26 protein-coding genes and 1 pseudogene are annotated in these 26,882 nt (G+C 62.4%); 14 read left to right on the forward strand and 13 right to left on the reverse strand.

The features are described 5' to 3' along the window. Positions 1-29: 29 nt before the first annotated feature. The gene (locus BGP02_RS20595) at positions 30-962 is read left to right on the forward strand and encodes a 5'-nucleotidase (protein ID WP_017235556.1); all 933 of its coding nucleotides are present in this window, start codon (positions 30-32) and stop codon (positions 960-962) included. Then, a complete protein-coding gene (gene queF / locus BGP02_RS20600) occupies positions 949-1,776 on the forward strand; it encodes an NADPH-dependent 7-cyano-7-deazaguanine reductase QueF (RefSeq protein ID WP_286799134.1) in 828 nt (275 codons plus the stop codon). Before BGP02_RS20595 ends, queF begins: the two co-directional genes overlap by 14 nt. 67 nt (positions 1,777-1,843) lie before the next feature. On the opposite strand, the gene BGP02_RS20605 is transcribed toward queF, so the two are convergent. The 5 genes from BGP02_RS20605 to BGP02_RS20625 all read right to left on the reverse strand — a co-directional run bounded on the left by BGP02_RS20605 (position 1,844) and on the right by BGP02_RS20625 (position 5,789). After that, positions 1,844-2,365, reverse strand: a complete 522-nt coding sequence (locus tag BGP02_RS20605; RefSeq protein WP_017235554.1) for a hypothetical protein — start codon at positions 2,363-2,365, stop codon at positions 1,844-1,846. Then, the gene (locus BGP02_RS20610) at positions 2,362-2,826 is read right to left on the reverse strand and encodes a hypothetical protein (protein ID WP_157211553.1); all 465 of its coding nucleotides are present in this window, start codon (positions 2,824-2,826) and stop codon (positions 2,362-2,364) included. The genes BGP02_RS20605 and BGP02_RS20610 overlap by 4 nt, the downstream gene beginning before the upstream one ends. 157 nt (positions 2,827-2,983) lie before the next feature. Further along, entirely contained in the window at positions 2,984-3,376 is a 393-nt protein-coding gene (locus tag BGP02_RS20615; RefSeq protein ID WP_198288736.1) for a RidA family protein, read from the reverse strand. A gap of 39 nt (positions 3,377-3,415) precedes the next feature. Beyond that, positions 3,416-4,906, reverse strand: a complete 1,491-nt coding sequence (locus BGP02_RS20620; RefSeq protein ID WP_286799135.1) for an N-acyl-D-amino-acid deacylase family protein — start codon at positions 4,904-4,906, stop codon at positions 3,416-3,418. Position 4,907: 1 nt separating this feature from the next. Continuing rightward, positions 4,908-5,789 (reverse strand): MurR/RpiR family transcriptional regulator, encoded by an 882-nt coding sequence (locus BGP02_RS20625; RefSeq protein WP_017235550.1) that lies wholly within the window; start codon positions 5,787-5,789, stop codon positions 4,908-4,910. 165 nt (positions 5,790-5,954) lie between these two features. On the opposite strand from BGP02_RS20625, the gene BGP02_RS20630 reads away from it, so the two are divergent. Further along, on the forward strand, positions 5,955-7,226 hold the full coding sequence (locus BGP02_RS20630) for an amino acid deaminase (RefSeq protein ID WP_286799136.1): 1,272 nt from the start codon (positions 5,955-5,957) through the stop codon (positions 7,224-7,226). A gap of 190 nt (positions 7,227-7,416) precedes the next feature. Here the strand turns inward: BGP02_RS20630 and BGP02_RS20635 are convergent, their stop codons facing one another. The 3 genes from BGP02_RS20635 to BGP02_RS20645 form a co-directional block, all read right to left on the reverse strand. Next, a complete protein-coding gene (locus BGP02_RS20635) occupies positions 7,417-7,968 on the reverse strand; it encodes a MarR family winged helix-turn-helix transcriptional regulator (protein ID WP_353744121.1) in 552 nt (183 codons plus the stop codon). Positions 7,969-7,972: 4 nt separating this feature from the next. Beyond that, complete coding sequence (locus BGP02_RS20640; protein ID WP_286799138.1) at positions 7,973-9,568, reverse strand: MDR family MFS transporter; 1,596 nt, start codon at positions 9,566-9,568, stop codon at positions 7,973-7,975. A gap of 201 nt (positions 9,569-9,769) precedes the next feature. Next, positions 9,770-10,627: an alpha/beta hydrolase gene (locus BGP02_RS20645; RefSeq protein WP_286799139.1), complete on the reverse strand. Its 858-nt coding sequence runs from the start codon at positions 10,625-10,627 to the stop codon at positions 9,770-9,772. 125 nt (positions 10,628-10,752) lie between these two features. On the opposite strand from BGP02_RS20645, the gene BGP02_RS20650 reads away from it, so the two are divergent. The 5 genes from BGP02_RS20650 (at position 10,753) to BGP02_RS20670 (ending at position 15,689) form a co-directional block, all read left to right on the forward strand. Further along, positions 10,753-11,526, forward strand: a complete 774-nt coding sequence (locus tag BGP02_RS20650; protein ID WP_286799140.1) for an AraC family transcriptional regulator — start codon at positions 10,753-10,755, stop codon at positions 11,524-11,526. 120 nt (positions 11,527-11,646) lie between these two features. After that, positions 11,647-12,111 (forward strand): RidA family protein, encoded by a 465-nt coding sequence (locus tag BGP02_RS20655; protein ID WP_286799141.1) that lies wholly within the window; start codon positions 11,647-11,649, stop codon positions 12,109-12,111. After that, on the forward strand, positions 12,108-13,499 hold the full coding sequence (locus tag BGP02_RS20660; RefSeq protein WP_286799143.1) for an adenylosuccinate synthetase: 1,392 nt from the start codon (positions 12,108-12,110) through the stop codon (positions 13,497-13,499). The genes BGP02_RS20655 and BGP02_RS20660 overlap by 4 nt, the downstream gene beginning before the upstream one ends. Then, positions 13,489-14,109 carry a pyridoxamine 5'-phosphate oxidase family protein gene (locus BGP02_RS20665; protein WP_286799144.1) on the forward strand — a complete coding sequence of 207 codons (621 nt, stop codon included), beginning with the start codon at positions 13,489-13,491 and terminating at the stop codon, positions 14,107-14,109. Before BGP02_RS20660 ends, BGP02_RS20665 begins: the two co-directional genes overlap by 11 nt. Before the next feature lie 206 nt (positions 14,110-14,315). After that, positions 14,316-15,689: an MFS transporter gene (locus BGP02_RS20670; RefSeq protein WP_286799145.1), complete on the forward strand. Its 1,374-nt coding sequence runs from the start codon at positions 14,316-14,318 to the stop codon at positions 15,687-15,689. Positions 15,690-15,855: 166 nt separating this feature from the next. On the opposite strand, the gene BGP02_RS20675 is transcribed toward BGP02_RS20670, so the two are convergent. From BGP02_RS20675 to BGP02_RS20685, 3 genes are all read right to left on the reverse strand, one after another. After that, on the reverse strand, positions 15,856-16,425 hold the full coding sequence (locus tag BGP02_RS20675; protein WP_286799146.1) for a YdeI/OmpD-associated family protein: 570 nt from the start codon (positions 16,423-16,425) through the stop codon (positions 15,856-15,858). Positions 16,426-16,757: 332 nt separating this feature from the next. Further along, positions 16,758-17,648 (reverse strand): oxidoreductase, encoded by an 891-nt coding sequence (locus BGP02_RS20680; protein ID WP_286799147.1) that lies wholly within the window; start codon positions 17,646-17,648, stop codon positions 16,758-16,760. Between the two features lie 46 nt (positions 17,649-17,694). Then, on the reverse strand, positions 17,695-18,909 hold the full coding sequence (locus BGP02_RS20685) for an MFS transporter (protein ID WP_286799149.1): 1,215 nt from the start codon (positions 18,907-18,909) through the stop codon (positions 17,695-17,697). A gap of 129 nt (positions 18,910-19,038) precedes the next feature. Between BGP02_RS20685 and BGP02_RS20690 the strand changes: the two genes are divergently transcribed. Then, complete coding sequence (locus BGP02_RS20690) at positions 19,039-19,989, forward strand: LysR substrate-binding domain-containing protein (protein WP_286799150.1); 951 nt, start codon at positions 19,039-19,041, stop codon at positions 19,987-19,989. Between the two features lie 355 nt (positions 19,990-20,344). Here BGP02_RS20690 and BGP02_RS20695 read toward each other — a convergent pair whose 3' ends face one another. Next, positions 20,345-21,265 (reverse strand): alpha/beta fold hydrolase, encoded by a 921-nt coding sequence (locus BGP02_RS20695; protein ID WP_286799151.1) that lies wholly within the window; start codon positions 21,263-21,265, stop codon positions 20,345-20,347. Positions 21,266-21,369: 104 nt separating this feature from the next. Between BGP02_RS20695 and BGP02_RS20700 the strand changes: the two genes are divergently transcribed. After that, positions 21,370-21,738, forward strand: coding sequence for a MerR family transcriptional regulator (locus tag BGP02_RS20700; protein ID WP_150562415.1), 369 nt, complete (start codon positions 21,370-21,372; stop codon positions 21,736-21,738). A 306-nt stretch (positions 21,739-22,044) separates the two neighbouring features. On the opposite strand, the gene argC is transcribed toward BGP02_RS20700, so the two are convergent. Next, the gene (argC, locus tag BGP02_RS20705; RefSeq protein ID WP_286799239.1) at positions 22,045-22,974 is read right to left on the reverse strand and encodes an N-acetyl-gamma-glutamyl-phosphate reductase; all 930 of its coding nucleotides are present in this window, start codon (positions 22,972-22,974) and stop codon (positions 22,045-22,047) included. A gap of 136 nt (positions 22,975-23,110) precedes the next feature. Here argC and BGP02_RS20710 point away from each other — a divergent pair, with 136 nt between their 5' ends. The 4 genes and pseudogenes from BGP02_RS20710 to BGP02_RS20725 all read left to right on the forward strand — a co-directional run bounded on the left by BGP02_RS20710 (position 23,111) and on the right by BGP02_RS20725 (position 26,839). Continuing rightward, positions 23,111-23,995: a LysR family transcriptional regulator gene (locus BGP02_RS20710; RefSeq protein WP_017235533.1), complete on the forward strand. Its 885-nt coding sequence runs from the start codon at positions 23,111-23,113 to the stop codon at positions 23,993-23,995. 71 nt (positions 23,996-24,066) lie between these two features. Continuing rightward, positions 24,067-24,168: pseudogene (locus tag BGP02_RS20715) on the forward strand (GNAT family N-acetyltransferase); the annotation flags it as partial. Between the two features lie 549 nt (positions 24,169-24,717). Next, positions 24,718-25,614: a nitrilase family protein gene (locus BGP02_RS20720; RefSeq protein ID WP_502688503.1), complete on the forward strand. Its 897-nt coding sequence runs from the start codon at positions 24,718-24,720 to the stop codon at positions 25,612-25,614. A 61-nt stretch (positions 25,615-25,675) separates the two neighbouring features. Further along, on the forward strand, positions 25,676-26,839 hold the full coding sequence (locus BGP02_RS20725; RefSeq protein WP_150562408.1) for a substrate-binding protein: 1,164 nt from the start codon (positions 25,676-25,678) through the stop codon (positions 26,837-26,839). The last annotated feature ends 43 nt before the right edge of the window (positions 26,840-26,882 follow it).

Raw genomic sequence — 26,882 nt, forward strand, 5'->3', positions numbered from 1 at the left:
CGCCTCACGACAGGAGTTTCGCTGCCACCATGCCGATCACGCTCGAGAACAAACTCGTTGTCGCGATATCCTCGCGCGCGCTGTTCGACTTCGAAGAAGAGAACCGCGTGTACGAGGCCGGGGTGGCTGGCGGCGACGACCGATCGTACCGGCAGTACCAGCTCGACCGCCTCGACGTGCCCGCACGCGTCGGCGTCGCCTTCCCGCTCGTGCAGAAGCTCCTCGCCTTCAACCAGGGCAACGAGATCGACAACCACCGCGTGGAAGTCGTCGTCCTCTCGCGCAACGATCCCGTGAGCGGCATGCGCGTGTTTCGTTCGGCGCGTCAGGTCGACCTCAAGATCGAGCGCGGCGTGTTCACGCGCGGGCGCGATCCGTTCGGTTATCTCAATGCGTTGGGCGCGCACCTGTTTCTCTCCGCGAACGAGCGCGACGTGCGCAGTGCGCTGGTGGCCGGCTTTCCTTCCGCGCGCGTCTATCCCGACTCGGCGAAAAAGGCCGAGCTGCATCCCGACGAAATCCGCATCGCCTTCGACGGCGACGCCGTGCTCTTCTCCGACGAAGCCGAACGGGTCTTCCAGCGCAACGGCCTCGACGCGTTCCAGCAGCACGAGACCGAACGTGCCGCGACCCCGCTGCCGCCGGGTCCGTTCAAGCCGCTGTTGCAGGCCCTGCATCGCCTGCAAAGCCTGGCGGGCCACGAAGTGCCGGTCAAAATCCGCACGGCGCTGGTCACGGCGCGCTCGGCCCCGGCCCACGAGCGGGCCATCCGCACGCTGATGGACTGGAAAATCGACATCGACGAGGCGATGTTCCTGGGTGGGCTCGACAAGGGCGCGTTCCTGCGCGAATTCGAGCCCGATTTCTTCTTTGACGATCAGACACGCCACTGCGAGTCCGCCGCGCGGGTGAGCCCGACCGGACACGTTATCAGCGGCATTGCCAACCATGACCACGCCTGACCAATCTCCGCTCGGCAAGGAAGTTGCCTACACCGAGCAATACGACCCGTCCCTGCTCTTCGCGATCGCCCGTGCCCCGGCGCGCGCGGCCATCGGCGTACCCGACGTCCTGCCGTTCTTTGGCGCCGACATCTGGAACGGCTACGAACTCTCGTGGCTCAACGACAAGGGCAAGCCGCAGATCGCGTTGCTCACGGCCATGGTGCCGGCCGACTCGCCGAACATCATCGAATCGAAATCGTTCAAGCTGTATCTCGGCTCATTCGCCCAGACCAAACTGGCGAATGCCGATGCCGCCCGGGCGCTGATTCAGCAGGATCTGTCCGAAGCCGCAGGCGCGGCGGTGCAGGTGCGTCTCGTCGAGCCGGGCGGCTTCGCCAAACTCGAACTCGACGAACTTGACGGCCTGCTCGTCGACCGGCTCGATATCGACACGGATATTTATTCGCCGGATGCGACCTTGCTCAAGGCCGCACAGGGCGAAGCGCCTGTGGAGGAAACCCTCGTCTCGAACCTGTTCAAGTCCAACTGCCCGGTGACAGGACAACCCGACTGGGGCAGTCTGCAGATTCGCTACGTTGGCCCGCCCATCGACCAGGAAGGGCTGCTCAAGTACGTGATTTCGTACCGGCGCCACACTGGCTTTCATGAGCAATGCGTGGAAGGGATCTTCATGGACATCCTGCGCCAGTGCCAACCGACCCAGTTGGCCGTCTACGCGCGCTACACGCGGCGTGGCGGACTCGATATCAACCCGTTCCGCACCAACTTCACGTTGCCGATGCCGGACAACGCCCGCACGGCTCGCCAATAAGCCGAGGGCGAAAAAAAGCGACGGGTTGATGAGACCCGTCGCCAATCCACGCACATCTAGAGGGGAGTCAGCGCATGAAGCTGACGCGGGCCATCATCCGGCGGGCCGCGTTGCCCACGTTGGCATACTGGGGTCGACCGGCGCAGCGGTGCAGCGTTTCCTTCATGGCGCGATAGGCCGCGTCGAATTGGCGCAACTCGATCAGGCACTCGCCAACGCGATACATCGGGCCGGGCGACGCCTCGTCCAGCAACGCCGCCGCCATGAACAGCGACAGCGCCGCCTTGGGTTCACCGAGCCGTTGCACCGAGAGCGCCAGCGCCACCGCGTAGTCGGCCTGGAGCGGACACGCCGACAACAGCGGCGCGAAGCACTCGATCGCCTGCGCGTAGTCGCCACGCTCGTAAGCACCATAGCCGCAGCGATACGCGGCATCGCACTGCATCGCGTCCCACGCGCCGGGACTCGGCATGCCCATCGCCGCCTGCTGCTTTTGTGCGTCGCGCACCACCGCCAGCGCCACGTCGATCTCCTTGGCGATATGCTGCGACGATGGCCGCTTGCCCTGGGGAATCTCGAACGTGCTCACGGACGGAGTTCTCCCATCGTCGATTCGAATCGCGCCTGCTGGCTAAGCTCCAACGCCTCTTCCTGAGCTTCACGACGCTTCGCCGCGGCATAGCAGAGCTGACCGACGCCATACGTCACGAGCATGCCCCCCAGGACGGCCACACTCCCACCGAAGCCATATCCCAGCCGTTGAATCTCGCTATTGGCAACGGCGCTACCGGCCTGCTTATCGGTCTCAACGCAGACGTAGGCCGCGGTCGCGAGTCCCGCCAATCCCAGTACCAGCGTTACCAGCCCCGACATCCCGCTGGTACACCCCGCCATGCTGAGGCGGCACGAGCTAGTGCTTTGAGAGCGCAAACGGACGTCATCGGGCGACGCCGGAAAATCGATCGTGACGCGTTGCTCATCGACGGCCTCGACGTCCGTCTGCGGTGCTTGCATCGTCGGCGCGATCCCGGAAATTGATCCTAGTGTCACAGTCCACCTCCTCTTGGGTTAGGAGATTGAAGACTGCGCGCTCGCGACGACACCCGCCATCGAAGCCAAACCGCAAACTTTGTGAAACGGGTACTGAAGTGTCCGTCAATGCACAGCCCGCATGCCGCGGGCCTTCGATCCCTCTGCCCTTCGGGCTTTATGCGGCTGGCTTCTTGTATGCCACGCAGTCCACTTCCACCTTGCAGTCGATCACCATGCTCGACACCACGCAGGCGCGCGCGGGCGGATGATCGCCGAAGTACTCCTTGAACACCTTGTTGAACGACGCGAAGTCGCGCGGGTCGTCGAGCCACACGCCAATGCGCATTACATGCTCGGGTCCGTAACCGGCTTCGGTGAGAATCGCCAGCATGTTCCGGATGGCCTGATGCGACTGGGCAACGATGCCCCCGTCGATCACTTCGCCATCTTTCATCGGGGTCTGACCCGAGACGAACAGAAAGCCGTCAGCTTCGGTGGCGCGTGCGAACGGCATGCGTTGCCCGCCTGTGCCCTGCCCGCCTTCCACGCCATATCGTTTGATGCTCATCATTGCTCCTTTCGACTAAACGGTTTCATTTCCACTCATTCAAAGCACCGGCTGCGGCGTGCCGCGACGCACGAAGCGGCCTGCGCGTGCATTCTGCGTAGGCGCGCGATCCTGCCAAGCCAGCACGCCGTTGACCCACACCGCCGCAATACCGTACGCAGGCTGCATGGGATCGGTGAAGGTCGCGGCATCGGCCACGGTGGCCGGATCGAACAGCACCAGGTCGGCCCAATACCCCTCGCGTACCAGCCCCCGGTCCGTCAGACCGAAGCGCTCGGCGGAGAGCCCCGTCATCTTGTGAACGGCCTCGGCCAGTGGGAACAGTTGCTGCTCGCGGCTGTAGCGACCGAGCACACGCGGGAAGGCGCCCCACAGACGCGGATGCGGCAACGGATCGTTCGGCAGCCCGTCGGAGCCGACGACCGTTGCCGGGTGCCGCAGAATGCGCCGCACGTCGTCTTCCTCCATGCAGTGATACACCGCGCCCGCCGGTTGCAGACGCTTCGCGGCCTCCATCAGGTCGACGCCCCACTCGACCGCGATCGTCGCGAGCAGCTTGCCGCCCTGCTCCGGGTACGGTTGCGACCACGTCACCAGAATGTCGAAGTCGTCCGTCACCTGTTTGAGGTCGAGCGTCGACGAACTGGCCGTGTACGGATAGCAGTCGCAGCCGACCGGCTGGAAGCGCTGCGCCTGGTCGAGCGCGTCGAGAATCTCCTTGCTGCGTCCCCAGTTGTCGACGCCCGCGCACTTCAGGTGCGAGACGACGACCGGCACGCGGGCATGACGGCCGATGCGGAAGGCTTCATCAAGCGCTTCGAGAATCTCGGCGAACTCCGTGCGCAGGTGCGTCGCATAGAGACCGCCCGCCGCGGCGAGCGGCTCGGCGAGCGCGAGCACTTCCTCCGTCGGCGCGGCATTCGCGTTCGCGTAGGCCAGCCCCGTCGACAACCCCAATGCGCCATGCTCGAGTGCTTCGCGCAATTGGGCGCGCATGCCTTCGATTTCGGCCTCGGTCGCGGGCCGGTCGAGGCGATCCATATGGTTGCTGCGCAGCGCGGTGTGACCGATGAGCGCCGCCACGTTGATCGCGGGCTGCGCGGCTTCGAGCGCGGTAACGTAGGCGGCGAAGGTCGGATACTGGAATGCGTCGGCGTCGCCCAGCAGGTTCATCGGATCGGGCGGATCGCCCCTGAGCGTGACCGGCGCCGCGCTGATGCCGCAGTTGCCGACGACGACCGTCGTCACGCCCTGCGAGAGCTTCGGCGTCATGTCGGGCGTGCGCACGACGTTCGTGTCGTCGTGCGTATGTACGTCGATGAAGCCCGGGCTCAACACCTGGCCGTCGCCGCGAATCTGTTGCGCGGCGTGCCAGCCGGCGAGCGCACCGGCCGGGGCGATCGTTTGGATGCGGCCGTCGCGCAGCGCGACGTCGAAGCGCGCGTCGGTCATGGGCGCGCCGGAGCCGTCCGCCAGACGCACGTTGGTGATGAGGGTGTCGACCGTTCGGTTCGCGAGGCAGTCAGTCATGTCAGTCTCCCAGGGGCTGGCGATCACCGCCGCCCCGATGCGTATCGAGCACGTACTTGATCCGCCGCAACAGCGCCTGGCTCTGCGGCTTGGCGAGCAACGCCAGTTCCGTGGCCAGCACGTCCATCGCCAGCAGCATCGCGTAGCGCGACGACGACGGCTTGAAAATGAAATCCGTTTCCAGCGCACGGATCGGCAGCACCTCGTCGGCCAGCGCCGCGAGCGGCGAGCCGGTCGCCGTGACCGCCACCACCTGCGCGCCGTACTCGCGGGCGATCTCGCAGGCCGAGACCAGCTCCGGCGTGTGGCCGCTCACCGAGAAGGCGAGCACCACGTCGTCGCGCCCGAGCGTGCTGGCAACCATGCGGGCGAGCACGGCGTCCTGATAGGTCGCGACCGGGCGTCCGAGCCGGACAAGCCGGTAACGCGCTTCATCGGCCATCAGCGACGAGCCGCCCCCCATTCCGAACGCGTACACCATGCGCGCCGACAGCAACCGGGCCGCCGCGCGACGCGCGGTGTCCGGCTTGATGAGGCTGCGATGCAACTGCAACGTCGTCTGGATATCGTCGGCAATGCGGTCGATGGTTTCCGTCGAGCCGTCCGGCCCGCTCGCCGCGTTCGCGCCGAAAAAGCGCTGTCCGACGACGGCGGCTTGCGCCAGACGCAGCTTGAGATCGCGCACGTCGCGGCAGCCCATCGCCTTGGCGAAACGCGTCACGCTCGCCTCGCTCACGCCCGCGCGCTCGGCCAGCACGTTGATCGACACCGCTGCCGCGCCGGCGACATCGTCCAGCACCACCTGCGCGACCTTGCGTTCCGCCTGGCTCAGCGCGTCGGTGCGCTCGGCAACGCGCGTCACGATATCGAAGGTTTCGGGCATCTCTCGGGTCCATGTGGCCCCCACGACGCCGTGCCGGGGTGCCTTGCTGATAGGTTTGGCAACTTTTTTGGTACTTTATAACAAAATTGTCAAACACAGGGAATTAAAAGCTATTATAGGAGGCATCCAGCGGCCCTATCCGCATCGTCACGGAGATGATTCCCAATGAATGATACAAACTATCAGCACGGCATGATCGATACCCTCAACAAGGGTCTGGGGGCGATGGAAGTCCCGCTCGCCCCGTCCGCGACGGCCGGATTGGGATGGAATCTGCTGGACGAAGATCTGAGCCTGCCGACGGCGGTGCTCTACGAGGAAAAGATCCGTCACAACCTCGCGTGGATGCAGCGCTTCGTGCATGAGTACGGCGTGAAACTCGCCCCGCACGGCAAGACGACGATGGCGCCCAAGCTGTTCCGCCGACAACTCGAGGGGGGCGCGTGGGGCATCACGCTCGCCACGGCGCAGCAGACCCACGCGGCGTATCACCACGGTGTGCGACGCGTGCTCATGGCGAACCAGCTCGTCGGCAAGCGCAACATGGCGCTGATCGCCGATTTGCTGACGGATCCTGATTTCGAATTCTTCTGTCTGGTGGACTCCGCCGCCGCGGTGGAGCATCTGGGCAAGTTCTTCCGTGCGCGCGGTCAGTCGATCCAGGTGCTCATCGAACTGGGCGTGACCGGCGGCCGTACCGGGGTGCGCGACGCCGCGCAGCAGCAGGCCGTGCTCGACGCTCTGGCGCAGTATCACGACGCGGTCAAGCTCGCGGGTGTGGAAGTCTACGAGGGGGTGCTGAGCACCGAAGCGGACATTCGGGCGTTCCTGCAACGCGCGGTGGGCATCACGCGCGAACTGGTGGCGGCGGGTCGCATCGAGCGCACGCCGGCGGTACTCTCGGGTGCAGGTTCGGCGTGGTACGACGTCGTCGCGGACGAGTTCGCGCACAAGGACGTGGGGGCGCCGCTCGACGTCGTGTTGCGCCCGGGCTGCTATCTCACGCACGACGTCGGCATCTACAAGGCCGCGCAAGCGCAGATCGCCACGCGCAACCCGATCGCGAAGCAGATGCGCTCGCAACTGCAACCGGCGCTGCAACTCTGGGCGTATGTGCAATCGATTCCCGAGCCGGAGCGCGCGATCATCGCCCTCGGCAAGCGCGACGCGGCGTTCGATGCCGGCATGCCGGAACCGGCGCTGCAGTTCCGTCCGGGCGAGAGCAAAGCACCGACGGCAACGCCGGCGCACTGGGAAGTCACGGGCATGATGGATCAGCACGCGTATCTGCGCATCGCCCCGGGCGACAACATCCGCGTGGGCGACATGATCGCGTTCGACATCTCGCATCCGTGCCTCACGTTCGACAAATGGCGTCATTTGCCGGTGGTGGACAGCGATTACAACGTCGTCGACATCGTGCAGACGTTCTTCTGATCGTACATCGATAACGCAACGCGTCTCGCTTCAGCCGCTGCTGCGCGCGCTACAACGAAAAAGCCGCCCGATGTGAACTGCCCCGCGAGGTTGGACGCGAATCCAACCGTTGGGATGCAGCTCACGATGGGCGGCTTTTTTACGTCCGACACGGTCGCGATGTGCGCAGTGGCGCGTCGCGACGAGGCGCTTACGCGCGACTGCGCGACGCGCGTTTTCCGGGTGACGTGGCTAACGCCGGCGTCGGCGTCTCGACGTGCGCGGGTCGCGTCGCGTCGCCACTTGGCTTCGCGTCGGTATCGGTCGCTTTCGCTCGCGACGCCACCGACTTGAACTGCGCTTCCAGATGACCGAGAGCGCTTTCCAGGGTTGCAATCTCGGCGGGCGTCATGCCTTCGAGCGCGTCGTCGAAGAAGGCCTGACGGCGTGGCGTCGCCTCGTCGTACACGGCCATGCCGGCGACGGTAAGCGTGACGTTCGTGAGACGGTTGTCGTGCGGATCGGTCGCGCGCGAGATCCAGCCGAGCGCTTCCATCGCCTTCAACTGACGTGTGAGCGACGCCGGATCGAGACGGCAATGTTCCGCGAGAAACTTCTGAGAACAGGTACCCCGCTCGGCCAGCGCGAGAATGATTCGCCAGCGCGGCAGCGGGTGTCCGACCTGGGCGTCGAAGGCAAGCATCATCGCCCGATAGGTCTGGCCGAGTTGCTGGATAACGTTGCGTCTTTGCGGTGTGGGCATCGCGTCACTCCCCGACGGGCGGCTGCGGCTTGGCGCCGCGCGTCAGACGAATGAGCGGCACGCGCTTGACGAACCACAGACCGGCGAGCGCTGCAGCGAGCGACATCATTTGCCCGTTGTGGATGGCGGCAACGAGCGACGTGCGAGCCGATTCGATGAAGAGCGCGCCATTCTGCCCCAGGGGTGCGAGCGCGCTCAGGAAATCGCTTTGCGATTGCGCATTGACGAGGATCTGCGGATCGGCAAGTTGCGGCACCCAATGCGTGCCGCCGTTGGCGGCGAGGGCATCCGTCACGCGGCCGGTGTAGCTGTGGTTCACGAGCGTCCCGACGATGGCCGTGCCGAGCATCCCCCCGATCATGCGCAGAGATTGCATGAGCGCGGTGGCGATGCCCAGGTGCGCGGGCCCGGCAACTTCCTGAGCGAAGACGGTGAGGTTCGGCATGACGAAACCGAGGCCCAGTCCGGCGAACAGCATGTAGGTGGCGATCAGGGCATGCGGCGTGCCGCGATGCGTGGTGATCACGCCGGCGCACGCGAGCGCGAGCAGAAAGAAGCCGCCGTAGAGCATCACGTTCGGATTTGGCAGGCGCGTGATGAGCCGGCCGTTCACGATGCTGCCGACGGTGATGCACACGACCATCGGCGTGATCAGCAGACCCGTTTCCCTCGGCGAGAGGCCGAAGCCGCCCTGGAGCAGCAATGGCGCGTAGAACAGCACCCCGAACATGGTGAAGCCGGCGAAGGCCGACAGCACGAAAAGTGGCGCGAGTTTCTTGTCGCGGAACATTTCGAACGGCACGATCGGATGCGACGTGCGCCGCTCCCACCGGTAAAGCGCATACGACGAGATCGCCAACACGACGAGCAACATGAGCACGCCGCGCGAGAGGCCATCGGCGGGCAGCCATTCGACGAGCATTTGCAGGCTACCGAGCGTGGCGGTGATCAGGACGGCGCCGAGCCAGTCGAGGCTCGCCTTGCCGTGCCCGCCAGCGCGCATATGCGGCAGGTGACGGCCGACAAACCACAGACCGAGCAGACCCACGGGGAGGTTGACGTAGAAAACCGATCGCCAGCCATAGGCTTCGGTGAGGAAACCGCCGAGCGAGGGCCCGATGGCGTTGGCGATTCCGAAGGCGGAACTGAGCATGACCTGCCAGCGCAGACGCACGTGGGGATCGGGGAACAGCTCGGGGATGCAGGCGAATGCGGTGCCGACGAGCATGCCGCCGCCGATACCTTGCAGAGCGCGCGCAATGACGAGAAACAACATGCTGTTCGAGGCGCCGCACAGGACCGATGCGGCGGTGAAGATGATGATGGCCGCAACGACGAAGGGCTTGCGTCCGTAGAAGTCGCCGAGACGTCCGAAGATCGGCACGGTGATGACGGAGGTGAGGAGATACGAGGTTGCGACCCAGGCGTAGTACTCGAAACCCTTGAGTTCAGAGACGATGGTCGGCAGCGCGGTACCGACCACTGTCTGGTCGAGCGCCACCATCATCGTACAGAAACACAGGCCGAGCATCGCCACGATCGATTGCCGGAACGGCAATACCTGCCCCGCCGAATGCGGGGTATTGGGACTGGGAGCCATTTTTTTGACGGATCAATGTTTGATCAGTCAAGGATTTTAACACGTCGGCGGGCCGAAGGGTTCGCTTAAGGCAACCGGTGACAATCGCGCCCGGCGCAATAGGGTGCCAGGAGCGACCATTCGCCAGCGGCGGTAACCGACCACAGTCCGTCGATCACGAAGGATCGCGACGCATGGCCGGACACGCAATGCCACAGGCAATTATCGGGCGTTGATCATGGTGAGAATCGCGCTCGAAAGATCGCTCCCCGCTTCGCCCACTCGGTCAACGGCATCGAAATGATGGCCGTCACGCTGGCGCACGATCCGTACGTCCAGACCGTGGTCGTTCAGTATCGTTTGGTACTGTGCCTGAAGTCGATGAAATTCATCCGACTCGTCTCCGCCCACACTGAGAATGTACGCCAGCGGTACTTTAGGGAGATGATGGATCGGGCTAAAGGCGACCACGTCATCTTCATCGAGCTGAACCGCCTTGTTCAGATAGCACAGGCGTATCGGCTCAAGGTCGTAAAGACCGCTGATCGCACACGCCCCCTTGATCAAATTGGGGGGGGCATCGAACGACGCCCAGTCAGTGCCTGCCAATGCAGCCGTCAAATGACCGCCCGCCGAGCTGCCGCAAACATAAATTGCGTCGCGATCGATGCCGAGGCTCGCGGCATTTCGGTACAGGTGCAGCACTGCCTGGCGATTGTCGTCGACGATTTCCGCCATCCGTACCTCTGGCGCCAAGCGATAGTTCACGACCACAAAGTTGATGTCGTTGGCCTGATATAGACCGGCCAGCGCGCTGAAATCGGATTTATCCAGCGATTGCCAGTAGCCGCCATGAATGAACACGAGCGTTGGCCGGCCTTGCCACGGCGCGGGAAACAGGTCGTAGGTCTGCTTCGCCTCGCTGCCGTACGCGACATCCCCCCTGAAAGTCTTGGCGCGACGGAAGGCCTCGCCAGTGCGGGCCCAACGAGAAAAAATTTCGAGATGATCGGGAATGCCCGCGCGAACGTTGTACTGACGATCCAACGCCTCTTGATCAAATGAACGGTAAACCGGCATGCTAGCCTCACTTATCGGAATGGAAGTCGATCTCGCGCCGCATCGTTACGGCGCAAATTCCGAATCTAAGAGACACACGACGCCGCGGCGCGCGGACAAGTGTCAAGCTATGACGAGGTTACGCCATGTTCGGAAAAAGTGAGGATCGAGACGATTACCAGCGGATCGCGCGGCCGGTGGGTGGCATGGCTCGCGACCTGCCGGATCGCTTCTTCATCGATTATCACGAACACGTCCGTGGACAGCTGATCTATGCAAGCACGGGTGCCATTGTCGTCACCACCGCGAAAGGCAACTGGGTCGTGCCGTCGCTTCGCGCTGTCTGGGTACCGCCGAGCGTCAGGCATTGCATGCAGGCGGTCGGCGCCATCGAAATGCGCACGCTTTATTTCGATGCCGACCGCGCCCCGCTTCGCTCAAGCGATTGCTGCGTGGTGTCGGTGTCGCCGCTGCTGCGCGAACTCATCGACGCCGTCACCCGGATGCCTGTCGACTATGCGCCCAATAGCCGGGATGCGGCCGTCGTAGATCTGCTGTTTCATGAGATTCGACCGCTGAGCACCGAGCCGCTGCACCTTCCCATGCCGTCGGACGAGCGCATCGCCCGCATTTGCCGGTGGATTCTTTCGAATCCCTCGGAAGAGACATCCGTCGCGGCGTGGAGCAGAGTCGTGGGCGCCAGCGAGCGCACCATCATCCGACTGTTTCCGGAACAGACCGGCATGACCTTTACGCGCTGGCGGCAACAAGCCCGATTGCTCGTGGCCGTGCAGATGCTGAGCGCGCAACATTCCGTGACGGACATTGCCTCGTCGCTCGGCTATGACAGTACAAGCGCTTTCAGCGCGATGTTCCGCAAGGCGCTCGGTTGCACGCCGACGGAATTTTTCAAGCCCTGAGTCGCGTGATGTCGATTGGCGCAATCGCGATATACGTCTGCGTCGCCGCTACATTCCCCACCTGCCGGATCATCCAGAATTGACAGGCAGCCGCAGCCGCGGCGCCATTCTGGAGATCTCATGAACATCTACGACCGCATCACCGCAGCGGGGCTGGCATTGCCGAGCCTTACGGTGGCACCGGCCCCTTTCAAGCCCTTCAAATTGCATGGCAACACGCTCATCGTCTCCGGGCAATTGCCGGTGCGAAATGGCGTGCCCGTTTGGGTGGGCAAAGTGCCCTCCGACGTTTCGACCGATGACGCACGAAGTGCGGCGAGGCTTTGCGTGATGAATCTTCTTGGTTGGGCCCACGTTGCCACCGACGGACGCCTCGATCGCATCGAGAGCGTGCTGCGGGTAGGCGGATTCGTCGCGACATCCGAAGGATTTGCCGACGCGCCGTTTATCGTGAACGCGGCATCAGAACTACTGACGCAGCTCTTCGGCGAGGCGGGAGCGCATGCCCGTATCGCCATCGGTGTGGCAAGTCTGCCGTTCAATGCGCCCGTCGAGGTGGAAGCCACGTTCGCCCTCGCCTCATGAGCGCCGGCTCGGGATATGCCGATGTTCTTGTCGGCCTGCAATACGGCGATGAGGGAAAAGCCAAGATCGTCGACATGCTTGCGGCCGATTACGACATCGTTGCCCGCTTCAATGGTGGTGCGAACGCAGGCCACACGGTGCAGACGCCACGCGCAAGCGCTCGACTCGCCCAGGTGCCTTCAGGCGTATTTCATTCGGGAAAGCTGCTCTACATCGGCTCCGGATGCGTCGTCAATCTAACGAAACTTTCCGACGAGATCACCACGCTCCGAAACGCCGGTTGTCAGCTGGCAACGCGGCTGTACTTGAGTGAACACTGCACGGTCATTCAGCCCGTGCATCTCGATCTCGATGCCGGACACGGGGCTGGCATTGGCACGACCGGCAACGGCATTGGTCCATGCTATGCAGACTTGTCGCTGCGTTGGCAGCGCGGCATACGCACCGTGGTACAGATTCGCGATCTGGTCGCCGACGAAGCGGGCGCGTTCGAGCAGATGGCGCGTTACGCGGCTTTACACGACAACTCGTCGGAAGCCTTAGCCGCGACAGCCGTCGCAATCACAGGCATGCGCGCGGCATGGCAAGACCTACAGAGCACAATCGTCGTCGCGGACTCGCGATGGCTTACGCGCAGGGTCAAGGGCGGGGCCCGCGTTCTGTTCGAAGGTGCCCAGTCCGTAATGCTCGACGTCACCGGCGGACAACAGCCTTATGTCACCGCCAGTCATACGGCGCCGGCATTTGCCTTCGTCGGTGGCGATCTTCCCAGTCAATATCACCGCAAGACGATCGGTGTCGCGAAGGCCATTGCTTCGCGCGTCGGCGCGGGGCCGTTTCGCGCCGAATTCGGAGGAGACCAGTCAGCCCGCTATTGCGCAGACGCCGAGCTGCGCGGTATTGGTTGGCGTGAGGAACAAGACCGTTTCGACGCTCACGAAATGCTGGCGTCAGAGGATGAGTTCGCGGTCGGCGTCGCCCTTCGCCTGTTGACGGGAGAATACGGCACCGGCAGCGGACGGCCGCGCCGTCTCGGGCGGCTCGACCTTGCCGAGCTGGCTGCGGTCGTCGAGCGCCATGGCGTGGACGAACTGTATCTGAACAAGTGCGACTGCCTGTCGCTGTTCTCAAAGACACGCGACGGTCGGATTCCCGTCCTGGTCGACGAGGCACGGGAGGGGCGGTGGGTTCCGACAATCCGCCACTTCCCCGCCTTCGACGCCCTCCCGGATACCCCGCTTGCCTTCTCTTTGCTTCCCTTGTCATTGCAAAAATTTGTCCTGGCGGTCCAGGAGGCAACGGCGTGTCGCGTCGCGGGCATCGGGGTAGGGCCCGGGCGAGAACAACAACTCATCATTTCAACAGGAGACATGGATCATGACGCCTGAGTATCTTGATAACACAATGCGCCGAACGGATCTGACGTGGAGCGATTGGCCTGCCATCGAAGCGTTTTTGCGCGACGAGCTGATCTGTCGTGTGGCCGTGAACGACAAGCCGTTTCCCTACGTGGTGCCACAGAGCTTTACGTTTTCAGGCGACGCCTTCCTGATTCACTGTTCGCGATTCGGAAAATTTTCACGACTGATCCAGGAAGATCCGCACATTGTTATCGTGATCGATCGACCCATCGCATTGCTCAAGGCACCCAAAGGGCAGAACACCAGTCTTGAGTACTACAGCGTCATCGCGCGATGCAAAGCTTTCACCCGCATGGAAACACAGGACGTGATTGCGCATCAGAACCAGGCATTGGGGAAGTTTCGTCCGGAAAACGACTACACCGCCATCGAACCGGGGGCCGCGAATCAGATCGTGGCCATCCGATGTCAGATCGAGAACCTCAGCGCGAAGAAGCGCATTCTCGCAGACGGCCAGTATTCGCCGCCGGGCCAGCCTCAAGCACCTTATCTTCGCTATCCATTCGAGCGAGGGGCGTGCGTGTCGGGCCTCCCGGAAGGAGCGTTCGATCCTCATCGCTTCAGTCGCACGAAATAATCGCGTTGGGCAGTATGGAGACGCGCGCCGTCGCTTGCGTTGCACGCATGCCACGTGATCCCGCAGCATCATCTTGGCGTAACTCCGATTGCATACGACATTTTCCCGCGCGCCTCACTAGTTTTGGCGGCCCACATTGATGGATGTCAGTACCGATCTCCGGTACTGACACATTCCACGAGATCGGTCAAAACGGAGGAGGTTGAATGAAAATGCAATCGATTGAAGTCGGTCGTGTAACGGCGGCCCAACGCCTGGAGCGGCTGCCCATCTGCGGGTATCACCGTTGGTTGTTTCTCGTCATAGCGCTGGCATTCTTCTTCGACAATATCGATCTGGCCACCATGACGTTCGTGCTCGGATCGATCAAGGCCGACTTCGCACTTACCAATGTGCAGGCCGGGATGATCGGAAGTGCGAGCTTCGTCGGCATGGCGATCGGCGCAATCTGCTCGGGCATTGCTGCCGACCGCTTCGGACGAAAGCCGGTGTTTCAGATCAGTATGGTGGTCTGGGGATTGGGCAGCGTGCTCTGTGCCGTCGCATCGGGGCCGGTCGAGTTGAGTGCGTACCGGTTACTGCTCGGGATCGGCATGGGAATGGAGTTACCGCTCGCGCAAACCTTGCTGTCGGAGTTCATTCCCACCGACAAGCGAGGTAAGTATCTGGCGTTGATGGACGGTAATTGGCCTATCGCTTTCATCAGTGCCGGACTGCTTTCCTACTACGTGCTGGCGCACCACGGTTGGCGCGTCTTGTTCGCCCTGGAGGCCGTGCCCGCGCTGTTCCTGTTTGTCATTCGCCGCTATGTACCGGAGTCACCTCGTTGGCTCGAATCGCAGGGACGGTATGCCGAAGCTGATGCGGTTGTGGCGCGCGTGGAGCAGTCGGTCATGCGCCGACTTCACCTGAATGTCCTGCCCCACGTTCCACCGATCGCCTCGGAGAGTCTGCCCGAAGAACGCGGCATGCGAGTCATCTGGTCGGCGAACTACCGCGTTCGCGCGCTGGTCGTCGGTACGCTCTGGTTCTTCGCGCTTCTCGGATTCTACGGTTTGAATACATGGCTTGGCGCGCTGCAGCAGGCGAGCGGGGTCGCCGTCACGCAGTCCGTTCTGTTCACGGTCTGTATCTCGCTCGGCGGCATTCCCGGCTTCCTCGTCGCGGCGTGGTCGGTAGAACGTCTAGGGCGAAAGTTGACGTGCGTCGGCACCCTCGTTGGCGGCGCGCTCGCCACCTATGTTTTCGGCCAGGTGTTGCAGGCCGGGGCCGACCAGTGGTCGAGTTATGTCGCAGGGGCGAGCATGCAATTCTTCGCATTTGGTATGTGGGCGGTCCTCTATGCCTATACACCGGAATTGTTTCCTTCGCGGGCGCGCGCCACGGGGTGTGGATACGCCTCGTTCTGCGGTCGAATTGGCGCGTTGTTGGGCCCGACCCTCGTGGGAGCGATCGTCACGTGGTCAACGAGCGACGCCGTATTTCTGTTCGGGGCGGTTTGTTTCGGCATTGCCGCCGCATGTGTTTGGTTCTTCGGCGTTGAAACAAGGGGCATTCAACTGGAGACGGTCTCGACCTGATCTGCTCGCTCGCGCGTGGTTGCGAAGCGTAACGCTTCGCCCCATCTCCGCACGACCCAATAGCAGCGTCGGGGCCTCGACGCACGGCACGAGGCGCGCGCAGCAGGTTGCCCACCCTGCGCGCGGCATCGTCCGGCGACTTTGCTTGGATGTTGAACTGCCCGGCTTAGGGATGAATGGTTTCACCGCGATTCAGCATGCCGATGAACTCCTCGATCCTGCGCCTCCGCGTCGCGGGCGTTTTGGCGTTCTGTATCCGAAACAGGATCGCATAGCGGTTTCGGCCGCTCAGCGTTGCAAAGAACTCGCTGGCCTTGGGATTGGCATCCAGTGCGACCTGCAGGTCGTCCGGCACGACCGAGTTACTGGGCGAGGTATAGGCTGCCTCCCAGCGGCCGTCCGCTTTGGCTCTCTCGATTTCCCGCATGCCAGAAGGCAGCATTCTGCCTGCGGCGATCAGCGTTTCGGCCCGCTCTTTGTTGAGCCGGGACCAGATACTTTTTGCGGAGCGTCGCGTGAAGCGCTGCAACCAGTATTCATCACTTTCCGTCTGCTTTTGACCGTCGATCCAGCCATGACAAAGGGCACTTTCCAGCGCCTGCTCATACGTCAATGTCTGCAGCCCGGTGCCCTTCTTGGCAAGACGTAGCCATATCCCGGTCGACGTACCGCCGTTCTGAGTCAACCATTTTTCCCATTCGTGCTGGTCAAGGAATGTGAAACGAGGTTCAGTCATGGAGATATCCGGATGATTGCTTTCGTGCAGCGAGGATCCATGATTCGCCGAAGCCTCACAGACTACCGATTTTTGCGGATTTTGGAATACCCGATTTAGCGACAATCCAGCGTGGACTTGCCCGAGGGAAGATGGAGATCTTCCCGACTTAACATCCCGTTGATCGGGCGTCCCGCCAACATCCGCCGTTGCCATCGGGCAGGTACCGGGCAGCTTCTGCCGTTCGCCTGAATTAAAGGCCGGACACTCGGATGCCCGGTTGACTTCGAAACCCGTCAACGTCCGATCCGGCTCTTGGACGCATGGATCGAACACAGACGGCCGTGCTGAGCCTAACCTGGTCCATCGCTCGCCGCCGCCAGCAGCGGCACGATTAGATCGCTGACCGGCGTGGCGATGTCACGCGCGCGGCCGCAACGCTGTATGACGCCGTTCCGGCTATCCCATTCGAGCGGCCGGCCTGCTTGCCGGTCGGCGAGGATCGATGTGCCAAGATCGGGTGGCGCGCGCCGGAATCCATCGACGATTTCTCGCATGACCTCATCGCCTAGTGCCGCGCCTTCCGCACGAGCGACCTCGATGCACTCCTTCAGATACGCGAGCGACAGGTGTTCGATATCGGCGCGGGAATACATGCCGGCGCGGCGGCCCGTCAGAACCATCAATCCGGCGACTGCGTTCTGAAGCAGTTTGCGCCACGCGATGCTGGTGAAGTCCTCGGTCACATCCACGGAACAGCGGGTGTCGCGCAACGCCGTCACGACGGCCTGGGCCGCCGGCGTGTCCGGCAATGTGAGTCTCGGCTTCGCATGCAGCCACACCGAGGCATCGACTTTCCGTTGAGCGGGAAACCAGACCACCGAAGGCAGCACACGGTCTTTCGACACGTAAGGCGCGAATTGATCCCTTTGTTCCACGCCGTTCTGCAACACGCAAACCACAGTCTTCTCACCGCACAACGCGGACAACCACGTCGACGCAGCTTCGACCTGCGTCGTCTTCACCGCGACGAAGACGAGATCGAACGTCGTTTCGATGCCGGCCGGATTTGTCCGCACGGGCCCAGGCACGCAAATCTGTCCGCCGTCGAATCGCACGTGCAGATGGTCGTGTGCGGTGCGCCCGAATAGCGCCGGAGTACGGCCTGCTTCGTGAAGCGCAGCGGCAACGGTAGCGCCGATTGCGCCAGGGCCCACCAGGGCGATTGTCGGAGTGTCATGCATTGTCGTAGGCTTCCTGATGTGTTGAGCATCGCTCGTACTTGGCAACTCACGTCGTGCTTAGATGACGGCGAAGCGCAAGCGCTAACGGAAAGATGACAAGCGCGGTGGCGGCGGTCACGATCGTCGCACCGTGCACGCCGATCCGATCGCCCACCAGTCCGTACGCGATCGGAGCGAGTGCCCCCGATGCGATCGTGCCGGTGTAGAAGAGCGCGAATGCCCGCTCGGTGCGACCGGCCGGCGCGAGTTCGGGTACCGTCCCATAAAGCACCGACGACGTGCCGTTGAGCATCACGCCGAGCAGCGGCAGCAAGATCGTCGCGGGCGCGAGCGGCAGCCAGATCAGGGCGAGAATCAGCAGCGCGGTGGCGCCTTCGGTGGTGAACACCGCTCCGATCACGCCGACCCGCGCGCCGAGCGCGCCGCAAGCGAACTTGCCCGCCGCGCCGCCGATGAACACCAGCGCCAGCGCCGTACCCATCATCTGAGGCGAGATGCCTTTCGAGCGCAGGAGAAACGGCAGAAACGTGAGCAAGCCCATCCGCACAGCGGTATCGAGCACGCCGATCGCAAACAGCAGCGAGAATCCGCTTCGCGAACTTTTCGTGGCTTCGCCGGCCGTCGCTTCGGCTTCCGATTCGATTCTGCACACCGAAGGGAGGAAAAGTGCGATGACCAGCGCGACCAGAATGCCGATGGTCGACATCGCCCACAGCGCATGACGCCACGGCATGAAGTTAATCAGCAGCGAAACGGCCGCGGGCAGCGCGGATTTGCCGAGATCGCCTGCAAAGTTATAGACACTGAGCGGAGCGCGGGCGTCGCGTCCGTATGCACGCGACACAGCGCCCGACCCGAGCGGATGCTGCGTGCTCGATCCGCAACCCGACACGGCGAGCGCAACGCATAGCCCCAGCAAAGAGCCCGACATGCCCGCGAGGGCATAGCCTAGCGCGGCGAGCAGCGTGCCGATCGCGAGCGTCGCGCGCGTGCCAAGCAAGCGTACCAGGCTGCCGGCAGGCACTTGCAGCGTCGCCATGGTGCCCGCGTAGATGCCGCGCAACAGCGCGAGCGCGCCGTAGCCGAGGCCGAAATCCGCCTGCCATGTAGGCAACAGCGCGTAGATCATGTCGGTGTAGCCGTCGTGCAACGCGTGTGCCGTGCACGAGAGCCATAAAACGCGTTTGCGTTGCGCGGAGCGGGTCGGATCGGGGCACTCGGCTGTGTTCGTCGCCTGCGCGGAGAGGAAGAGAAGTCGCATTCGTTGGACCAGGGCGCGCACGTGCGAGTCACGTCGCGCATATCGTTGCAAGCCAGACCGAAGTGTACGGTCGCCCCACCCGTGCAACAACTGACATAAAATTGCCTCGGACGGGAGAAAAAGTCACCTATGAGTACCAGGAAGCGCGTCGCCGCGGATACCGAAAAGTTACCCCCCTTGAATGCCTTGCGGTACTTCGAGGCGGTGGCCCGTCTCGGCAGCTTCGCGGGTGCGGCGAACGAGCTTCATGTGACGCATTGGGCGGTGGGTAAGCAAATCCGCATGCTGGAAGACTGGTTCGGCGTTCCGTTGTTCGAGCGTCGCGCGCGCGGCGTCGTGCCCACCGACGAGGGAACCACATTGCTCGGCGATGTCAACGGCGCGTTCGCGCAGCTGGGCAATTCGGTGGGCCTATTGCGACGGGAATCGATCACGCGTCGAATCAGGGGTGTGGTACGCGTGAATGCGTTGGCGAGCTTTGCGCTGTGCTGGCTTATTCCCAGGCTGGCAGATTTCCAGGCGCTGTATCCGGACGTCGATGTGAGGCTTTCGACCACTTCGCGCCGGCTCCGCTATGTCAGCGATGCATTCGACGTCGGCGTGCGCTCCGGCCCCGAAGACGCGGCCGGCCTCAAGTCATCGATCCTGATGCCCGACCTGCGCTTGCCCGCATGCAGTCCAAAGGCTTTGGTCAGTCGTCCGCTCCGGGCCGTCGCCGATTTGCGCAACCACACATGGCTGCATTCGACGAGCACGCACACAGCATGGTCTGAATGGGTACGGGAGGCGGGCGAGCCGACCATGCGGGGTGTACGCCATCTCAATTTCGATCACGTGTTTCTGCAGTTAGCCGCAGCGACGGAAGGCCTCGGCGTTACCCTGGCGTCGCTGCCCCTCATCGAGCGCGAGATCGCCGCGGGGAGGCTCGTGTGTCCATTGCATGGACCGGTTTGGCGCGGCCCCGATTACACCATGGTCGTCAATGTGGATCGTGCGGACGACGAAGCCGTCAGGGCGTTCAGAAAGTGGATCGTCACTGCGGCAAAAGCCAGCTTCCCATCGAGCATGAAGTCTTTCTAGCGTGGACTGTTGACGCTGATGGTTAATGCTCATTGAGGGACGAGGGGTATGCTCGCGCTGTTGCAGAGAATGGCCGATCGCGGCCGCCCTCCTTCGTCAGGGGATGTGCATTCGGATGACCGTCTATCTCCGACAAGAGACATTTAAGGCAGCCAACAGAGAACATCCGGGAAGGGTCAGAAACTGCCCTTCGCGCGTGACCGGTATCGGCCATAAACGGACTTCTACAAAGCACGAACGTCTGGCCGTTCTCCTCGGACGTTGCGACGCTCAATCCGCGCCAGGCTGCGGGGAAGAATTGAAATGATCGACTCCGGACACACCAGGCCGGTGTTGCGGGCCGGCCAAGCGCGAGTTAGTGCGCCTTCAAGAATGCGGCAATCAGTCCGGTAATCGCTTGCGGCGCATCCTCGAAGCTGTAATGGCCGACCCCGGCGAGTCGGTGAACCGGCGCCATGGGAAATAGCTCGCTGAACAGCGGAAGAAAGTGTTCAGCTGCCAGCGTCCGATCGGCCTCCCCCCAGATGGCAAGCGCTGGCTTTGAACGGATCGCGTCGAGGGCTAGCGCGTCGGGCACTTCGAAACGATGTGCCCCGATCGCGAAGCCCTTTGCCCAGCCAATCGCGCCTGCACTGTCGGTCGGCAGAGCGAAGCGCGAGCCGTAGGCGCGCAGCCACGTATCGTCAATACGCGCGTGGTTTTCGAAGCCGTTAAGCTTCAAGACACTCAGGATGTTGAAGCCCAGTTCGTCCAGCACGGGTTCGAGACGACCTTGCGAATCGGAGCGGAGAATCCACTGGAACCATGGCGAGACTGCGGCATTCGCATTCAGCCGGTCGAATAACGTGCTTTGACCAAACGGCGTCGGTCCGTTCGTGCTGACGACTCGGCGAATGCGGCCCGGATGCCGTGCGGCGAGTCCCATGCCAACGGGGCCGCCGAAGTCGTGCATGACGAGAGTGATGTCGTCTAAATCCAGCGCAAGCACGAGCTTTTCAAGGTTGTCGATATGATCCTGTAGCCAGTACGTGCGATGTCCCGGCGTCTCGCTCTTGCCGAATCCCATGTGGTCGGGCGCGATCACACGGTAGTCGCCCGCGAGCGCCTTGATCAGATCACGAAACAGGTAGCCCCACGTCGGTTCCCCGTGAATGCACAGGACGACCGCGCCGTCGGCAGGCCCTTCGTCAACGTAATGCATGCGAAAGCCGGCAACATCGCTGAAGCGCGGCGAAAACGGAAACGTTCCGTCAAACGTGTCATTGGATGGTGTCATATTGGGGGTCTCTTGACGAAGGGACCGGCGGGAAATCCGCGCGGTCGAAAGAGGTTAAACTTTGACATCGCTGTCAAGGTCAAGCGTTTCTTTCTGGGGATGTCATGCGTATCGGAGAACTGGCTCGCCGCACCGGTGTCAGTGAGCGGATGCTGCGGTATTACGAGAACGAAGGTCTCCTCAATCCGAGGAGGACCGATTCGGGCTACCGCGAATACGGTTCCGACGAAGTAGACGCCGCACAGCGCATCCGCACGCTCAGCGCGGCAGGTTTGAAGATCAGCAGTATCCGGCTATTGCTGCCTTGTGTACTCGGTGAGAAACCGGTGTTTCATCCATGCGTAGAGGCGCGCGCGTTGCTGCGCGGTGAAGTCGAAAAGCTCGACGTTCGGCTGCGCGAACTCAGTGAAACGCGAGAAGTCGTTGCGAGGCTGCTCAATGCGGTCGATACCAACGAGACATTGGCGCTCTAACAGTTGCGTAGGTTCGAGTACTGATGCACCGCCGCTGGGCGAGACCGATCGAGTTGACGTGTTTCGATCGAGGGTGGAAGCAAATGCTTCGGATCACCGTCCAGAAAATGTCTCCACGAACGACCGTAATCGAGCGTGGTAGAGACGCTCACAAATAGCTGTCCGACGGCGGAGAAGGGTCGTCCTGAGCCGGCGGACCGCTAACCCTTACCGACCGGAACGAATCGTTCGACGGCCACCAACAGATGCGCCAACCGCCGTTGGCACATCCGGAGGTGGCCGAACGCCATCTCAAGCCCGCGACAACTACTGCGACGCAAGCATCAGGTCCAGGTTCTGAACCGCAGCGCCAGACGCGCCTTTGCCAAGGTTGTCGAAAACGGCGGCCAGCAAGACTTGTCCGTCGTCCACGTTATGAAACACGCTTAATTGCATGTCGTTCGTACCGTTCAGCACTTGTGGATCCAAGTGCTCCACGGCGCTCGATTCATGCAGCGGCAAGACCCGCACGTGAACCGCCTCAGCATAGTGGCGAGCGAGGGCGGTGTGTAGCGCCACGCCGTCCACGCCGGGCGCCAGCAACCGCACCGCCAGGGGCACCGTCAGCACGATGCCCTGACGGAACGCTCCGTATGCCGGGACGAAAATGGGACGCTCCGCGAGCCCCGCGTGCTTCTGGATTTCCGGCGCGTGTTTGTGCGCGAGTTTCAGGCCATAGACCTGGTATGACGGCGCGTTGACGGCTCCCGCCCCCTCATACTCCTCCACGCCTGCCCGTCCCCGACCGGAGTACCCCGAGACCGCATGAATGCTGATCGGGTAATCGGGCGGGATAAGCCCGGCCTGCACCAACGGCCCCAGCAAGCCAAGCGCACCGGTCGGATAGCAACCGGGATTGGTGACGCGGCGGGCGTTGGCAATTCGTTCGGCCTGCCCCGGCGCCATCTCCGGAAATCCGTAGACCCAGTCCGGCTGCGTGCGGTGCGCGGAGCTGGCGTCGATGACTCGAACCGCAGGATTGACAATCGCGGTCACTGCCTCGCGTGCCGCGGCATCAGGCAAACAGAGGATCGCGATGTCGCAGGCGTTGATGAATTCCGTGCGACGCCGCAAATCTTTGCGCTCCGCGGCATCAAGCGTCATCAGTCTGATGTCGGTCCGGTGACGAAGCCGTTCCTGGATCAGCAACCCGGTGGTGCCTTGATCGCCGTCGATGAATACAACGGGAGAGCCCATACGTGAAATACTCCGTTGACTTTGAATGGTAACCAGCAAAAACGAGCACGAGTCCCTATATTCCGTTGACAGATAGAATAGGGAAAGTTGAATTTCACAACGTGATCATTCATTTTTCCTGAATCTGGACGCCGACATGCGAGAAATCAGCCTGGACCGCTTGCGCACCCTCGTGGCCATCGCAGACCGCGGCTCATTTGCCGAGGCGGCACGTGCATTGCACTTGGCACCGCCAACGGTCAGCCTCCACATCGCGGAACTGGAAGACCGCATTGGGGCGCCACTGCTGTCGCGAAAGCGCGGACATGTCAGGCCGTCGGCGATAGGCGAGGTGCTGGTGGAGCGCGCACGTCGATTGCTGGCCGATGCGGAGCAGGCGCTAGCGGACATTCAACGCCAGGTGCAAGGACTCGAAGGGCGCGCGCGGATCGGCGCTTCGACGGGCGCGATCGCACACCTGTTACCGCAAGCGCTTGAGGTGCTGCGCCAGCACCATCCCGCCATCGACATTCAGGTTGCAGTGCTCACGTCGCGGGAGACGTTGTCCGGACTGGTGGATGGAACGCTGGACGTTGGGCTCGTTGCGCTGCCTCAGCCGCCCGAGGCTGGACTCGTGATCACGCCTTGGAGGCGCGACCCCGTGATGGCTTTTGTGCCGGCACATTGGCAGTGCCCTGCCCGCGTCACGCCCGCATGGCTCGCTGGCCAACCGCTCATTCTCAACGACGCGACAACGCGTCTTTCACAACTGACGGCGGAGTGGTTCGCGACCGGGGGGCATCAACCGGTGCCACGCATCGAGCTTAACTACAACGACGCGATCAAGAGTCTGGTCGCGGCAGGATACGGCGCCGCGCTGTTACCCCATGAGGCGACTGCGCCATTGCCCGACAAGCGCGTTGTCATGCGCCCATTGCGGCCGGCGTTGTGGCGTCGGCTCGGCATTGCCCATCGCGCGGGGCACATCGAGCGCTCCACGCAACACGTACTTGATGTGTTGCGCGATCTGCGAATGGCATAGGCGTTGCGCTGCATGCGCCTCACATCGACACTCCATTAACGAGGCATGACGGATGAATGTAACGTTCGAAAGCACAACGCACAGCGACGTCGAATCGCTTCTATCAACGGCACGGATTCGCGAAGACGATAGAAACGGAGTGGGATATCTACTACGTTCGCAAACCGCAATGACGACAGTTACCGGCCATCTCCGGTCGGTCATGGATCGCATTCAGGCGGCCGTTCACCCTCGATCAGCGGTCCTTCAACACGAGTCGCTTGCCACCATTGAGGAGAGTTGGCTTGCCTAGCGTTACGAGAGTCGGCTTGCCTGCATTGTGAGGAAACGCGAGTTAAGGCGTGACGGCGATAGTGCTGCCCGGCGTGTTGCATTGCGGCGAGCCTAGGGCAACAAGCGAATAGGGCCGCAGCCGTTGGCCCACAAGCGGTTGCGCGCTCGGCAAGCAGGCAGCCGGCGTCGTGACTCGGGGCCCGTGGGGCTACGCGAAACGCCCTCAGAGCCTTCCGGATTTTGGACTCGCCGGAGAGAGCTAAGGGCTTTCCCTAGAATCAGTCAAATCTCCTTGACGGGCTGACGCGGGCTTCGTACATTTGCGCCATCGATTGCCGAGTTTCATTGGCAATCCGCGGCAACGATGCCGTGCTACATGGAAGGCTATGCAGCCCCCGAACTTGCGTACCAACGCTGGTTCGGGGGCTTTTTGCTTTTGGAGAACAGAATTGGAAAACTTTCAGCGCAGCCCTGCCCCTCGGAACACTAACGGTCCGGTTGTGGCCTGCGTACAGATGGAGCCCCGCATCGGCGAAAAGCATGAAAACGTCGCGAGGTCGCTCCGCTACATCGAGGAAGCTGCGAAGAACGGCGCGGCCCTCGTTGTCCTGCCCGAATTGGCCAACACCGGCTATGTTTTTGCCGACCGCGAAGAAGCGTTCGCGCTGGCCGAAGATCTTCCGAACGGCGAGACGGTCCAGATCTGGGCTGACGCGGCACAGCGTCTTGGCGTACATATCGTTGCGGGCGTTGCAGAGCGCGAGGGCAAGCGACTTTACAACTCGGCTGTCTGCGTCGGCCCGTCCGGGCACATCGGGACGTACCGGAAGCTCCACCTTTGGAACAACGAAAACGTCTACTTCGAACCGGGTAATCGCGGCGCGCCGGTGTTCCATACAGCGCTCGGGAGGATCTCGATCGCAATCTGCTACGACGGATGGTTCCCGGAGGTGTACCGGCTGGCAGCCGCCCATGGCGCCGACATCGTCTGCGTGCCAACGAACTGGGTGCCCATGCCGGGGCAGCCGGCAGAGCACCAGGCGATGGCCGCGACGCTCACCATGGCCGCCGCACATAGCAATGGCCTGATGATCGCGTGCGCGAACCGGATCGGCACCGAGCGCGGGCAACCATTCATCGGACAAAGCCTGATCGTGGGCGGTGACGGATGGCCGCTGGCCGGCCCCGCTAGTCAGGATCGCGAAGAAATCCTGTATGCACAAATCGATCTGCAGGGCATCCGGTCTGGGCGCTCGCTCAATGCTTTTAACCACTTGCTGCGCGACCGGCGCATGGACGTGTACGACCCGATGCTGGGCACGGGCTGGCCTTCCTCACGTCCGTGAGCTGCCAGGCAATGTCCGCATGATCCTGAAAACGAAACCGACCTTACGTGAAGGAGACACCATGAATCAGTTCAAACATCGCGTCCTTGTAGGCGCCGTAGCTGCGATAGCCGCGCTTGCTGCAAACACATATGCCGCAGAGCCCATCAAGATCGGTGTTGCGGTTGGCTTGTCCGGCGCCAACAGCGTAGTCGCACCTGCCGTCGTGCAGTCATCGCAGCTCGCGGTCGAAGAAATCAACGCCGCCGGTGGCATCCTGGGACGCAAGGTCCAGCTCGAAATCGCAGACGACGCGTCTGGTGCAGTCGGCGCACAGAAGGCGTACGACACGCTGGTGTTCCAGAAAGACGTTGACGCGATCATCTCGATGGAGACCAGTGCGGCGCGCAATGCGGCTTTGCCCATCGTCGCTCGCGGCAAGAAGCCGTTCATCTACACGTCGTTCTATGAAGGCCGGTCGTGCAGTCCGTGGATGTATGTCAACGGCTGGGTGCCGGAGCAACAGGTCGCACCTGTCGTCGACTTCTTCGAGAAGAGCAAGGGCGCGAAGACGTTCTACCTGGTCGGCAGCGACTATGCGTTCGGTCGCGGCATGCTCGAGTTCACAAAGAAATATATCGAGCAGCACGGCGGCAAGGTTGTCGGTGAAGAGTACCTGCCGATCGACAGCACGGACTGGACACCGATTCTTTCCAAGATCCGTTCCGTTCATCCCGATGCGCTGATTAGCGCCACAGCGGGGGGAGCGCCTAATGTGGCGCTCGCCAAGCAGCTGAAGGGTTCGGGGATGACGCTGCCGTACGGCAACCTCGCCATTGACGAAGGGACAGCGAAGAGCATGGGTGACGTTGCCACGGGCATCTACATGTCCGGGTCCTATCTGACGAGCATTGACACGTCCGCAAACAAGAAATTTCTCACTGCAATGGACAAACAGTTTGGGAAGGACGTAAAGACGCCCAACGAACTGTCCGAGCCGCAGTACGAGGCCTTCTTCCTTTACAAGGCCGCGGTCGAAAAGGCGGGCTCGACAGACCCAGGCAAGGTGATAAAGGCACTTGGCCAGGTATCGTTCAATGGGCCACGCGGCGTGGTATCGATGGACAAGAGCCGGCACACGCCGCTTGCGATGCGCCTCGGTCAGATCCAGCCCGATGGTTCCGTGAAGATTTTGCAGACCTTCCCTGATGTCAATCCGGGCTCGCAATGCCCGAACATCAAGTAGACGAGGTCAAGGACAAGGCATCCGCCTGCTGGCTTGGCGTGGT

This window comes from Pandoraea sp. 64-18 (assembly GCF_001899225.1).
GTDB lineage: Bacteria > Pseudomonadota > Gammaproteobacteria > Burkholderiales > Burkholderiaceae > Pandoraea > Pandoraea cepalis.